Origin of the sequence: Sphingomonas sp., from assembly GCF_026460985.1 — a bacterium.
Lineage (GTDB): Bacteria > Pseudomonadota > Alphaproteobacteria > Sphingomonadales > Sphingomonadaceae > Sphingomonas.
Window position 1 is genome coordinate 46,214 of record NZ_JAPKNM010000120.1, and the last position, 12,604, is coordinate 58,817.

The 12,604-nt window shown below is 67.6% G+C and carries 17 protein-coding genes; 9 read left to right on the top strand and 8 right to left on the bottom strand.

Annotation, left to right across the window (positions count from 1 at the left end; all coding sequences use genetic code 11):
• Position 1: 1 nt before the first annotated feature.
• From mreD to MT490_RS19780, 3 genes are read right to left on the bottom strand one after another with little or no spacing between them, the layout of a single operon-like run.
• Positions 2–514 (bottom strand): rod shape-determining protein MreD, encoded by a 513-nt coding sequence (gene mreD / locus MT490_RS19770; RefSeq protein ID WP_297391472.1) that lies wholly within the window; start codon positions 512–514, stop codon positions 2–4.
• Positions 511–1,419 carry a rod shape-determining protein MreC gene (gene mreC / locus MT490_RS19775; RefSeq protein WP_297391474.1) on the bottom strand — a complete coding sequence of 303 codons (909 nt, stop codon included), beginning with the start codon at positions 1,417–1,419 and terminating at the stop codon, positions 511–513. The genes mreD and mreC overlap by 4 nt, the downstream gene beginning before the upstream one ends.
• 14 nt (positions 1,420–1,433) lie before the next feature.
• Positions 1,434–2,474, bottom strand: a complete 1,041-nt coding sequence (locus tag MT490_RS19780) for a rod shape-determining protein (protein WP_077509254.1) — start codon at positions 2,472–2,474, stop codon at positions 1,434–1,436.
• 149 nt (positions 2,475–2,623) lie between these two features.
• Between MT490_RS19780 and mutL the strand changes: the two genes are divergently transcribed.
• Together mutL and MT490_RS19790 are read left to right on the top strand one after the other, a co-directional pair.
• Entirely contained in the window at positions 2,624–4,495 is a 1,872-nt protein-coding gene (gene mutL / locus MT490_RS19785) for a DNA mismatch repair endonuclease MutL (protein WP_297391477.1), read from the top strand.
• Between the two features lie 108 nt (positions 4,496–4,603).
• A complete protein-coding gene (locus MT490_RS19790) occupies positions 4,604–4,873 on the top strand; it encodes a hypothetical protein (RefSeq protein ID WP_297391478.1) in 270 nt (89 codons plus the stop codon).
• 22 nt (positions 4,874–4,895) lie between these two features.
• Here MT490_RS19790 and MT490_RS19795 read toward each other — a convergent pair whose 3' ends face one another.
• From MT490_RS19795 to MT490_RS19815, 5 genes are all read right to left on the bottom strand, one after another.
• Positions 4,896–5,591 carry a CAP domain-containing protein gene (locus MT490_RS19795; RefSeq protein ID WP_297391480.1) on the bottom strand — a complete coding sequence of 232 codons (696 nt, stop codon included), beginning with the start codon at positions 5,589–5,591 and terminating at the stop codon, positions 4,896–4,898.
• A 206-nt stretch (positions 5,592–5,797) separates the two neighbouring features.
• Positions 5,798–6,400 (bottom strand): 50S ribosomal protein L9, encoded by a 603-nt coding sequence (rplI, locus tag MT490_RS19800; RefSeq protein ID WP_297391482.1) that lies wholly within the window; start codon positions 6,398–6,400, stop codon positions 5,798–5,800.
• Positions 6,401–6,411: 11 nt separating this feature from the next.
• Positions 6,412–6,636, bottom strand: a complete 225-nt coding sequence (gene rpsR / locus MT490_RS19805; RefSeq protein ID WP_010543816.1) for a 30S ribosomal protein S18 — start codon at positions 6,634–6,636, stop codon at positions 6,412–6,414.
• A gap of 14 nt (positions 6,637–6,650) precedes the next feature.
• The gene (gene rpsF / locus MT490_RS19810) at positions 6,651–7,040 is read right to left on the bottom strand and encodes a 30S ribosomal protein S6 (RefSeq protein ID WP_297391484.1); all 390 of its coding nucleotides are present in this window, start codon (positions 7,038–7,040) and stop codon (positions 6,651–6,653) included.
• A gap of 201 nt (positions 7,041–7,241) precedes the next feature.
• Positions 7,242–7,706 carry an SPOR domain-containing protein gene (locus MT490_RS19815; protein WP_297391486.1) on the bottom strand — a complete coding sequence of 155 codons (465 nt, stop codon included), beginning with the start codon at positions 7,704–7,706 and terminating at the stop codon, positions 7,242–7,244.
• Between the two features lie 251 nt (positions 7,707–7,957).
• Here MT490_RS19815 and fabD point away from each other — a divergent pair, with 251 nt between their 5' ends.
• From fabD to MT490_RS19850, 7 genes are all read left to right on the top strand, one after another.
• On the top strand, positions 7,958–8,893 hold the full coding sequence (gene fabD / locus MT490_RS19820; protein WP_297391488.1) for an ACP S-malonyltransferase: 936 nt from the start codon (positions 7,958–7,960) through the stop codon (positions 8,891–8,893).
• Positions 8,894–8,945: 52 nt separating this feature from the next.
• Complete coding sequence (locus MT490_RS19825) at positions 8,946–9,359, top strand: GxxExxY protein (protein WP_297391489.1); 414 nt, start codon at positions 8,946–8,948, stop codon at positions 9,357–9,359.
• Between the two features lie 15 nt (positions 9,360–9,374).
• The gene (gene fabG / locus MT490_RS19830) at positions 9,375–10,112 is read left to right on the top strand and encodes a 3-oxoacyl-[acyl-carrier-protein] reductase (RefSeq protein WP_297391491.1); all 738 of its coding nucleotides are present in this window, start codon (positions 9,375–9,377) and stop codon (positions 10,110–10,112) included.
• Positions 10,113–10,135: 23 nt separating this feature from the next.
• A complete protein-coding gene (locus MT490_RS19835) occupies positions 10,136–10,663 on the top strand; it encodes a hypothetical protein (RefSeq protein ID WP_297391493.1) in 528 nt (175 codons plus the stop codon).
• A gap of 99 nt (positions 10,664–10,762) precedes the next feature.
• Complete coding sequence (locus MT490_RS19840) at positions 10,763–11,011, top strand: acyl carrier protein (protein ID WP_056612581.1); 249 nt, start codon at positions 10,763–10,765, stop codon at positions 11,009–11,011.
• Positions 11,012–11,150: 139 nt separating this feature from the next.
• Entirely contained in the window at positions 11,151–12,413 is a 1,263-nt protein-coding gene (gene fabF, locus MT490_RS19845; protein WP_297391496.1) for a beta-ketoacyl-ACP synthase II, read from the top strand.
• Positions 12,414–12,417: 4 nt separating this feature from the next.
• Positions 12,418–12,604, top strand: a 187-nt coding sequence (locus tag MT490_RS19850) for a hypothetical protein (RefSeq protein WP_297391498.1), incomplete at its 3' end; no start/stop codon positions are given.

The following is a 12,604-nucleotide window of genomic DNA, read 5'->3' on the forward strand; positions in this document are numbered from 1 at the left end:
CTCAATGCTTCCTCACATCGCTGTCGAACCAGGCGCAGAGCCGGTAGATCAGCGGAAACAGCGCCGCGGAGGTCAGCACCTGCAGCAGCAACGCGGTATCGACGTGCGAACCGAAGGGCGAGGCAACGAACCGTCCGGCGATCAGGCAGAAGCCGATGGCGCCCGACGCGATCAGCCAATCCTGCCAGAAATCGCGCCATACCAATCGCGTATCTAGCACGTCGATCGCCAGTACGCACATTGTCCAGAGCAGCATCGCCGAGCCGAGCGGCTGGCCGCTCACCATGTCGTCGAAGAAGCCGAGCAGCACCGGCATCCAGACGCGCATCGAATCTCCGCGCACCATTCGCCAGCCGAGCAGCACCATCAGCCCGAACGGCGGCAGGAAGGGCACCACCGCGATCACCGGCGCCAGCGTCATCAGCGAGCCGAGCATCACCGACAGAGGCGCGAGCCAGACCGCGCGCGGCGGCTTCTCCGAATGCCCCATCGGGATGAATTCGATTCCGCTCACGGCGCCGCCTTGGGCTGCGCGGTGCCGGAGGGAGAGGGGGAGGCGGTGGGGGTCGGCGTCGGTTCGGGCAGGAAGGTCTGCTGGACCAAAGCGAAGTCGAGCGCGTCGGGATTGACGGCGGGCTGGGCGACCGCGATGTCGCCCTGGGTGCGGATCACCCGCGCGACCGGGATGTTGGGCGAGAAGACGCCGCCGGTGCCCGAGGTGACGAACGCGTCGCCTGGACGGAACCCCATGGTCGCGACGCTCGCCGAGCGGATGTCGATCAGCCCGTCACCGCGGCCCGATGCGATCGCCGGAAGCCCATCGCGCGTGCGGCGCACCGGCACGATGCTCTCGGCATCGACGAGCAGCAGCACGCGCGCGCTGTTGGGGCTCGCCTCGATCACCTGGCCGATCAGCCCGTTCGGGTCGCGCACGGGCTGGCCGCGCTTGACGCCCTGCCAGGTTCCCGCATTGAGCGTCGCGAAGCGCCGCGTGCTCGACGAAGAGCTGTTGACCAGCCGTGCCGCGACGATCGCGTCGGTGGTGACGTCGCGCAGCTTGACCAGCTCGCGCAGTCGCCGGTTCTCCTGCTCGAGCGTCTGCGCGCGTGCCACCGTCAGGGCGTCGTCGGCGAGCTTCTTCTTCAGCCGCGCATTCTCGCCATGCACGTTGAAATAGCTGCCGATCCCCGCGGGGATGCTCCCCAGGCCGTCGCGCACCCAATGGAACCCCGAGGCGATCGGAGTGGTGATCTCGGCGAAGACGCCGCGCACCGCCGCGAAGGCGGGTGGGTTGAACGTCGAGAGCAGCAGCAGGACGGCGCCGATCAGCGCCCCGCCGACCGCGCCCACATAGCCGATGAAGAGCCCGTACTGCGCCCGCCGCGAAAATCCGGGGCGCCGGTTGCGTGGCGGCGCCATGTCCCGCTTGCCCCTTAGACCTGGATGAGCACGCCGCGGAACACGGGATCCTCGAGCGCGCGCCCGGTGCCGAGCGCGACGCAGGTCAGCGGATCCTCGGCCACGGTGACCGGCAGGCCGGTCTCGTCGCGGAGCACTTCGTCGAGCCCCTGGAGCAGCGCGCCGCCGCCGGTGAGCACGATGCCCTGGTCGACGATGTCGGCGGCCAGCTCGGGCGCGGTGTTCTCGAGCGCGATGCGCACGCCCTCGACGATCGTGCCGACGGGCTCGCTGAGCGCCTCGGCGATCTGGCCCTGGTTGATCTGGATTTCCTTGGGCACGCCGTTGACGAGGTCGCGGCCCTTGATGTGGATCGTCGTGCCGATGCCGTCCGCGGGCGGCTTGGCGACGCCGACTTCCTGCTTGATCCGCTCGGCGGTGGCCTCGCCGATCAGCAGGTTATGGTTGCGGCGGACGTACGAGACGATCGCCTCGTCCATCTTGTCGCCGCCGACGCGGACCGAGGTGGAATAGGCCAGGCCGCGCAGCGAGAGCACCGCGACTTCGGTGGTGCCGCCACCGATATCGACCACCATCGAGCCGATCGGCTCGGTGACGGGCATGTCGGCGCCGATCGCGGCGGCCATCGGCTCCTCGATCAGCCAGACCTGGCTGGCGCCGGCGTTCGACGCGGCATCGCGGATCGCGCGGCGCTCGACCGAAGTGGAGCCCGAGGGCACGCAGATCACGATCTGCGGCCAGCGCATGAAGCGACGCTGCCCGTGCACCTTCTGGATGAAGTGCTTGATCATCTGCTCGGCGACGTCGATGTCGGCGATCACGCCGTCGCGAAGCGGACGAATCGCCTCGATCGAGCCGGGCGTCTTGCCCATCATCAGCTTGGCGTCGTCGCCGACTGCCTTGACCCGCTTGACGCCGTTCAGCGTCTCGACCGCCACCACCGACGGTTCGTTGAGGACGACGCCGCGCCCGCGAAGATAGACGACGGTGTTCGCAGTACCCAGATCGATCGCCATGTCGTGGGACATGAATTTGAAAAAGCGGGAAAAAGCCATTCGTTGTTCCGTCCTGCCGCACGGGCGCCCGCCGTCGGCTGTTCGCACCAGATTTAGTCCGGACCCTTCCGGAACGGACTGGGAAAATCCATCTCGGTGCATGCGCTTGCGGGTCGCGGGATGCCGCCCGTTGGGCTAGACAGACTGCCATGTCAATACGCCGTCTCCCTGAGCATCTTGTCAACCGAATTGCAGCCGGGGAGGTGGTCGAACGCCCCGCCAGTGCGCTGAAAGAACTGGTCGAAAACGCGATCGACGCGGGAGCGGCGCGGATCGCCGTCCGTCTCGCCGCCGGCGGCACCGAATTGATCGAGGTGATCGATGACGGATGCGGCATGAACGCCGCCGACATGGCGCTCGCGCTCGAGCGTCATGCAACCTCGAAGCTTCCCGACGATGCGATCGAAGCCGTTGCGACGTTGGGTTTTCGCGGCGAAGCGTTGCCTTCGATCGCCAGCGTCGCCCGGCTGACGATCGAGAGCCGGGTGCGCGGCGCCGACGGCTGGTCGCGCACCGTCGACAATGGCGAGGTCGTGGCCGAGGGGCCGGCCGCGCTGCCGCCGGGGACGCGGGTGCGGGTCGAGCAATTGTTCGCGCGGGTGCCGGCGCGGCGGAAGTTCCTCCGCTCGGCGCGCGCCGAATATGGCGCCAGTCTCGACGTGGTGAAGCGCCTTGCGATGGCGCGGTCCGACATCGCCTTCTCGGTCGAGCATGACGGCCGGCGGGTGCTGTCGGTCCAGGGCGGCGAGACGCGGCCCGAGCGCGTCGCGGCGCTCACCGATCGCGACCTCGCGGAAAACAGCGTCGCGATCGACTTCGCGCGCGAGAGCCTGATGCTCGGCGGCGTCGCCGGGCTGCCGACCTTCAACCGCGGGGTGGCGGACCACCAATATCTGTTCGTCAACGGCCGCCCCGTGAAGGACCGGCTGCTCGCGGGCGCGGTGCGCGGCGCCTATGCGGAGATGCTCGCGCGCGACCGGCACCCCGTGGTCGCCCTGTTCCTCGACGTTCCCGCCGACCAGGTCGACGTCAACGTCCACCCCGCCAAGACCGAAGTCCGCTTCCGCGACCCAGCGCTCGTGCGCGGCATGATCGTCAGCGGCCTCAGGCGCGCGCTCGACGAAGCCGGCCACCGCAGCGTCCAGCGCCCCAGCGAGGCCGCGCTGGGGATGTGGACCTCGGAAAGCCCCTCCCCTTCAGGAGTGTCAGGTCGGTCAGGCTCCCAGCCTGACCTGAATAGCGCGGGGCGCTATTCACCTGACACTGGGTTGGGGTGGGGCCTGTCCGCAGGCTCAGGTACCAGTGAGACTTCCTCCCCCGCAGGAGAGGGACTCAAGCACTATTCCGGCCTCGCGTTGCACGATCGCCGCCCGACCTTCATGACTCCGCCGCCCCAGGCCCGCGCCGAGGCCGCGCATGCGCCGGTTCCGCAGACGATCGACTTCCCGCTCGGCGTCGCCCGCGGGCAGGTCGCCAAGACCTATATCGTCGCCGAGGCCGAGGACGGCCTCGTCCTGGTCGACCAGCATGCGGCGCACGAGCGCCTCGTCCTCGAGCGGATGCGCCGCGCGATGCAGGGCGGCAACGTCGCGAGCCAGGCATTGCTCCTCCCCGAAGTCGTCGAGCTCGATGAGCCCGGCTGCGACCGGCTCGAGGCGCGCATCGCGGAACTGGCCCAGTTCGGGCTCGAGCTCGAGCGCTTCGGCCCGCGCGCCATGCTCGTCCGCGCGACGCCCGCGGCCCTGGGCCAGGGCGACGTCTTGGGGCTAGTCACCGATCTCGCCGACGAGCTCGCCAGCTTCGACGAGGCCTTGTCCCTGAAGGAGCGCCTCGACCATGTCGCCTCGACCATGGCGTGCCACGGCTCGGTGCGCGCGGGCCGTATCCTCTCGGTCGCCGAGATGAACGCGCTGCTCCGCGAGATGGAAGTCACCCCGCATTCGGGCCAGTGCAACCATGGCCGGCCCACCTGGGTGAAGCTCGCCCATGGCGATATCGAGAAGCTGTTCGGGCGCAAATGAGTGCATAACCTTGCCGCATAGCCCTGGTGCCACCGGAGCTACGCTGTCTGCTATACTCAGCTAGTACAGCGTGTTATGCGGCTTGCTTCAGAAGAGGGAATCCACGTGATGTTGGTCCGTACCTGTGCGGCGCTTGCCGCCATTTGCCTGGTCTCGAGCGCCGCCGCCGCGCAGGACGCGGCGCAGCCGCAGGCTGCGACCGAGCCGGCGAAGGAAAAGAAGATCTGCCGCGCGATGACGCCCACCGGCAGCATCATGGCCAAGCGTAAGTGCATGACCAAAGCCGAATGGGCCAAATTCAATGCCGAGAACGAGCGGCAGGCGGAGAATTTCCGCGACCGCCGGAATCAAGGCGGCGGCATGAGTTCCACCCAGTAACGGACGCCTCGGCGCGCAGGCCTCAGCGCGCGCGGGCGCGCACCGGCGTGCCGCGGGTTGCTCCGCTGCCCGCCCAGCGCGGCATCGCCGGTTGGCCGTCCGCCGTCGCGGCGAGATCGACCACGCACATCGCGCCGTAGCGGCGATGGTCGCTGCAGCCGACTCCGGCGAAGCGGAAATCGCGCTTGAACAACAGGGTGCGGTGGCCGCGGCCGGGGACGCCGTCGTCGACGATCAGCTGGCGCACCACGGAATCGGCGTCGGCCATGCCGTAGGAGATGCTCTCGCCGACGAAGATGTCGCCGCCGCGGCGGCGCACCCGCTCGCCCGGACCCGCGCCGTCGCTCGACCGGTGCCCGGTCGAGCCGGTCTCGCCCTGGTCATAGGCATGGTCTTGGGCAGCCAGCGCCAGCAGGTCGCCGCGATCCAGCGGGGGCAGGGGCGCCTGGCGCTCGAGAAAGTCGATCGCCTCGTCGACCGCCGAAACGCCCTCGCGCGTGGCGATTCCTTCGGGCTCACCGGGCAGATAGAGGATGTCGCCCTCGAAATAGTCGCGCAGTTCGCGCAGCTCGTCGGCATAGGCGCGGGGATTCTGGCGGGCGTGGTTGATCCGCGCGAGCACCTGCGCTTCGAGTGAACTGCCGCGCGGCTCGGCGGCGGCGACCAACAACCCGGAACACGCGGCAAGGACACAGGCCGCGAAACGCCCGATACGCATGAAACTCGTTCCCCCCGAACCCCGTCGCGCCCCGCGCGCGCCGGATATGGATGGTGACCGCCCGCACCCTAAGCCACTGGCAATGCGTGCGGATACTCCGGGATTAACCGTGATTCCGGCCCGATGGCAACCGGCCAAGTCGCGCGCAACGAAAAAGGCCGCCCCGGATGCTCCGGAGCGGCCCGTTTCCTGTCGCGGCGAAGGCCTCAGCCCTCGGCGTTCTCGTCCTCGGCAGGTGCTGCCTGCACTTCGGCGGTCGCGCCCGGCTCGGCGTTGGGATCGTAATCCTCGGTGAAGCCGGCCTCGTCCTTCTCGAACATCGCCGACATCACGTCGACGCCCTGCGACTGCATCTCGGCCTCTTCCGGCGAGCGGGCGACGTTGACCTTGACGGTCACCGACACCTCGGGGTGCAGCGCGACGCGCACTTCGTACACGCCGATCGACTTGATCGGACGGTCGAGCACGATCTGGCTCTTGGTGACCTTGTGGCCGTCGGCGGTGATCGCCTCGACCAGGTCGCGCACCGCGACCGAGCCGTAGAGCTGGCCGGTGTTCGAGGCCTGACGGATCAGCGTGACCGACACGTCGTTGAAGTTGCCTGCTTCCTTCTCGGCCTCGCCGCGGCGTGCCGCGTTTTCGGACTCGATGCGGGCGCGGTTGGCCTCGAAGACCTTGCGGTTGGCTTCGTTGGCGCGCAGCGCCTTCTTGTTCGGCAGCAGGTAGTTACGGGCGAAGCCGTCCTTGACCTTCACCACGTCGCCGATGGCGCCGAGCTTCTCGACGCGTTCCAGCAGAATGACGTCCATTCTGGCGCTCCTTACTTAACGATGTAGGGCAGCAGGCCCAGGTGACGCGCGCGCTTGATGGCCTGGGCCAGCTCGCGCTGCTTCTTCGCGCTCACCGAAGTGATGCGCGAGGGGACGATCTTGCCGCGCTCGGACACGAAGCCCTGGAGCAGACGGACGTCCTTGTAATCGATCCGGGGCGCGTCCTTCGCGGAGAAGGGGCAGCTCTTGCGGCGGCGGAAAAACGGGCGTGCCATGATCTATAAGCTCCTTACTCGCCGAAACCGGTGTTGCCGGCCTCGTCGCGGTCGCGACGGCCACGGCCACGCTCGCGGTCCTGGCCCTTGCGCATCATCACGCTCGGACCTTCTTCCAGCGCATCGACCTTGACGGTCATGTAGCGGATGACGTCCTCGTTGATCTGCGTCTGGCGCTCGAGCTCGGCGACCACGCCCGCGGGCGCGTCGATCTCGAGCATCACATAATGCGCCTTGCGGTTCTTGGCGATGCGATAGGCGAGGCTGCGGAGACCCCAGGTCTCGGTCTTGACGACCTTGCCCTGATTGTCCTCGACGATCTTGGTGGCGGCTTCCGCCAGAGCGTCCACTTGCGCCTGTGCCAGATCCTGGCGCGCAAGGAACACATGCTCGTAAAGAGCCATATATTCTCTTCCTGTTGGCCGATCGCTGACGCGCACCCCATGTGCGGCGCCCCTCCGGCTGTCGTCTCAAAAGCAAGCGGGGGCGGAGACACGTCTCCACCCCGGCTGGCGCGGCCTATGCGGGCAAAGCGACGGAAATGCAAGCGGTAAGCGCGTTATCTCTTGTGCGTCACCCCGGTCTTGGGCCGGAGTGACGCGGAATCAGATCGCATCCGCCGCCCGGCGCACGAAGCAATCCATGCCGCTGGCCTGGGCGCGCGCGCAAAGCGTCTCGGTATCGGCGCGCAGGGCGGGGAGGCTCTCCAGCCGGTGAAGCGCGCCCGCCTGCCGCACCACGACCGGCAGGTTCGCCGCCTCCATCAGCCGCGCCCGCTGGCGCTCGGCGGCATCGGCGGAGCGGAACGCGCCGAGCTGCGCCTGCCAGCTCTCGCCCGACGGCGTTTCCTCCACCAGCAGCTCCGCCGCGGCGATCGCGCGGCGCTGCTCTCGCTCGCGCCGCTGTACTTCGATGAGCGCGCCGAGCGTGATGGTTGCGGGCCGGTCGATCTGGCCCGGTCGCGCGCGTGGCGCTTCGGGCGTAGGGCCGCCTGTCTGCCGCGAGGCCTGCGCCATGTCGAGGATCGGCAGCAGTCCGAGCGCGGGCAGGCTCAGCAGCACGACCCGCACGTAGAGAGGCCAGCGCCTGCGGCCGCGCAATGCGATGGGAAAGGAAGAATCGGTATGGTGCACGCGCGGCTCGTTACGGTTAACGACCGTTAACGCACGAGCCCCCGAAATTTCCACGAGGGTCCCGAAAAGAGACGTGGAAAACGGCGGAGCCGGGGCCCCGCCGTTCATTGTGGGTGACAGGCCGGCGACCTCTTGCTCCCATCCCCCAACGGCTCTAACCCGCGCCGCCTGAACCCGAGGAGAGGCACATGCGCGCATTCATCTTCCCTGGCCAGGGCAGCCAGGCCGTCGGCATGGGGAGCGCGCTCGCCGCGGCGAGCCCGCATGCACGCGAGGTCTTCCAGGAAGTCGACGAAGCGCTCGGCCAGAATCTCTCGAAGCTGATGGCGGAAGGGCCTGAGGACGAACTCACGCTCACCGCCAATGCCCAGCCGGCGATCATGGCGAACGCCATCGCGGTGCTGCGCGTACTTGAGAGGGAAGGGGGCATCCGCCTCGCCGACAAGGCCGATTTCGTCGCCGGGCACAGCCTGGGCGAGTATACCGCGCTCTGCGCCGCGGGCGCCTTCGACCTCGCCACCACTGCGCGGCTGCTGCGCGCGCGCGGCAACGCGATGCAGGCGGCGGTGCCGGTCGGCGTCGGCGCGATGGCGGCGTTGCTCGGCGCCGATCTCGCCAAGGCGCAGGCGATCGCCGATGCCGCGGCCGAGGGGCAGGTGTGCACTGTCGCCAACGACAATGATCCTTCGCAGGTCGTGATCTCGGGCCACCGCGAGGCGGTCGAGCGCGCGTTGCCGCTCGCCAAGGAGATGGGCGCCAAGCGCGCGCTGCTGCTGCCGGTCTCCGCACCGTTCCACTGCCCGCTGATGCAGCCCGCCGCCGACGCGATGGAGGAAGCGCTGGCCGCGGTCGCGGTGCAGTCGCCGCTGGTTCCCGTCTACGCCAACGTCACCGCCGCCCCGGTGGTCGACCCGGCCACGATCCGCACTCTGCTGGTCGAGCAGGTCACCGGCATGGTGCGCTGGCGTGAATCGGTGCTGGCGATGCAGGAAGCGGGCGTGACCGAATTCGTCGAGTTCGGCGGCAAGGTCCTCGCCGGCATGGTCAAGCGCATCGCCCCCGACGCCACCTCCACCAGCCTCGTCACGATGGACGACATCGAGGCGCTGGTGAAATCGCTTTAGTCGGGAGATAGTGAGTTCGCGCAGAGGCGCAGAGGACGCAGAGAGCGGTGTATTGAAGGACATCGATCGGATCAGCGGCGACGTCGTCGATGTGGCGATCCGTTTGCATCGTGAGCTCGGTCCAGGGCTCCTTGAGAGCGTTTATGAAGCTGTTCTTGCCGCGCGCCTTCGCTCCATGGGTTATCCCGTCGCCACGCAGCGCGCGATCGATATCGAATTCGAGGGTGTGCGCGTCGAATCTGCTTTTCGGATAGATTTGTTGATCGACGAGCGTTTGCTCGTCGAAGTGAAGTCAGTCGAGCGGCTGGCGCCGGTACACGCGAAGCAATTGCTGACTTATCTTCGGCTGACCGGACAACCCGTAGGGCTGCTCATCAATTTCGGCGGCGAGACGCTCAAGGAAGGCATCCGGCGTCTCGTCAACAACCATAACCCCTCTGCGTCCTCTGCGCCTCTGCGCGAATAAAATAAGGATCAAAGCATGTTCGACCTCACAGGCATGACCGCACTCGTCACCGGCGCTTCGGGCGGGATCGGTTCGGCGATCGCCAAGGGCCTCGCCGCGCAGGGCGCCCGGCTGGCGGTTTCCGGCTCCAATGCCGAGAAGCTCGAGGCCTTTCGCGCCGAGCTCGGCGGCGATCATGTCGCGCTCCCCTGCAACCTGTCCGACGGCGCCGCGGTCGACGCGCTCGTGCCGCAGGCCGTGGAAGCGCTCGGCAAGCTCGACATCCTCGTCAACAATGCCGGCGTCACCCGCGACAATCTCGCGATGCGGATGAAGGACGAGGAGTGGGATCAGGTGATCCGCGTCAACCTCGAGGCCGCGTTCCGCCTGATGCGCGCCGCCGCCAAGCCGATGATGAAGGCGCGCTTCGGCCGGATGATCTCGATCACCTCGGTCGTCGGCGCCACCGGCAATCCGGGCCAGGCGAACTATGCCGCGTCCAAGGCGGGCCTCGTCGGCATGTCCAAGGCGCTCGCGCAGGAGCTCGCCAGCCGCAACATCACCGTCAACTGCGTCGCCCCCGGCTTCATCCGCTCCGCGATGACCGACGTGCTGCCCGAGGCGCAGAAGACCGCCTTGCTCGGCCGCATCCCTGCAGGCGATCTCGGCTATGGCGAGGATATCGCCGCGGCGGTGGTCTATCTCGCCAGCAAGGAAGCCGGGTACGTCACCGGCCAGACCTTGCATGTGAACGGCGGGATGGCGATGCTCTGAGTCCCGGGGCCGGAGTGATCTTCATGCGCATCATCGCAATCGCCGCCTTGCTCACGTTCGCCATGCCCGCGCACGCCGCCGATCTCGCGACGATCGACTGCGTCGCGGGCAAGCTTGCGCCCGCCGTCACCGCGAAGCTGCACGCCGACGTCTCGCGAAACATGGTGGAGAGCGGCAAGCGGCCGAGCTACGATCCCGCGGTGGGCGGCAGCATCGCCAGCGCGGCGGCGGCGTGCGGGCTCGAGCATGATTGGTCCGAAGCGGCGATAAAGGCGGCGCGTGTCTATACGCTGGCCAAGCTCGGCCTGCCGATCGCCGAGCGCGTGATAGCCGAGCGCGGCTTCGAGGCCGCGACGCTCGAGGACCGCTTCCAGACGCTGCCCGAGGAGACGCGCAACCGCCCGCTCACCGCGGCGGAGAACCAGGAGCTGATCAAGGGATCGGTGACCGATGAGGCGAAGCAGACGCGCGAGAATGCCGAACTGCTCGCCGAATATTTCGCCTTCCTCAGCACGATTCAGTATGCGAGCTTCGACTTTTCGCAGGCCTGAAGGCTAAGCCCTCAGGTGTCCCCCCTTGCAACGGCACCCCCGGCATTCTAGGTGCGTTCACACGGAATTCAGAGCCCCAGACAAAGGAAAACAGGGACTATGGCCAACCAGGAAGAGATCACCCAGCGCGTTGCCGCGCTCGTCGTCGACCATCTCGGCGTCGATGCCGGCGAAGTGAAGCCCGAAGCGAGCTTCATCGACGATCTGGGTGCGGACAGCCTCGACATCGTCGAGCTGGTCATGGCTTTCGAGGAAGAGTTCGGCGTCGAGATCCCCGACGATGCGGCCGAGAAGATCACCACGGTCGGCGACGCGGTCTCGTACATCAGCGAGCATCAGGAAGGCTGATCGCCTTTCCGGCGACCTGCCCGGATGGGCCGGCATTGCCATATAGCGGCTTCCCGTCCGGGCTCGAGAGAGAGGGCGGGGAGCCGTTTCGTTTTCCGGGATTTGGTCCCGATGACAGAAGATTGACGGAGAGAACGCCATGCGCCGCGTAGTCGTAACCGGCCTCGGGCTCGTCACCCCGCTGGGTGCCGATGTCGAGACGGCCTGGAAGAACATCATCGCCGCCAAGTCGGGGGCGGCCACGATCACGCGCTTCGACGCGACCGACTTCCAGAGCAATTATGCCTGCGAAGTGAAACCGGCCGACCATGAATATGGCTTCGATCCCGGCAAGCGCGTCGATCACAAGATCCAGCGCCAGGTGGATCCGTTCATCGTCTACGGCATCGACGCGGCCGGACAGGCGATCGAGGACGCCGGTCTGCTCGACATGAGCGAGGAGCTGCGCCTGCGCGCGGGCTGCTCGATCGGCTCGGGTATCGGTGGCCTGCCGGGCATCGAGAGCGAATCGCTGGTGCTCGCCGAAAAGGGGCCCAAGCGCGTCTCGCCGCACTTCGTCCATGGCCGCCTGATCAACCTGATCTCGGGCCAGGTCTCGATCAAATACGGGCTGATGGGCCCCAACCACGCCGTCGTCACCGCCTGCTCCACCGGCGCGCACTCGATCGGCGACGCCGCGCGGATGATCGCGATGGACGACGCCGACATCATGCTCGCCGGCGGCGCCGAGAGCGCGATCTGCCCGATCGGCATCGCCGGCTTCGGCCAGGCGCGTGCGCTGTCGACCAGCTTCCGTGACGACCCGACCAAGGCCAGCCGTCCCTATGACGTTGACCGCGACGGCTTCGTGATGGGCGAGGGCGCCGGCGTGGTGGTGCTCGAGGAATATGAGCACGCCAAGAAGCGCGGCGCGAAGATCTATGCCGAGGTGATCGGCTATGGCCTGTCGGGCGACGCCTATCACGTGACGGCGCCGCATCCCGAGGGTTCGGGCGCGTTCCGATCGATGCAGATGGCGATGCGCAAGTCGGGGCTCGACCTCGGCGACATCGACTATATCAACGCGCACGGCACCTCGACGCCGCTCGGCGACGAGCTCGAGCTGGGCGCGGTCCGCAAGCTGTTCGGCAACCATATCGGCGAACTGTCGATGAGCTCGACCAAGTCGGCGATCGGGCATCTGCTCGGCGGCGCCGGCGCGGTCGAATCGATCTTCTGCATCCTCGCGATGCGCGATCAGGTCGCGCCGCCCACGCTCAACCTCGACAATCCGAGCGAGAATTGCGCGGGTGTCGACCTCGTCCCGCACAAGGCCAAGGAGCGCAAGATCAAGGCCGTGCTCAACAACAGCTTCGGCTTCGGCGGCACCAACGCCTCGCTGATCATGAAGGCGGTCAACTAACCCCATGCGCAAGCTTGCCGGCGCCGCGATCCTGCTGGTGGCGGCGGCCTTGGTCGCAGTCTGGGGCCTGTGGTTGCGCGGCGGATCCAATGGCAAGCCCGTGCCACTGACTGTCGAGCAAGGGTCAAGCGTCGCCTCGGTCGCAACGCAGTTGAAATCCCAGGGCCTGATAGGCTCTGCGACCACCTTCC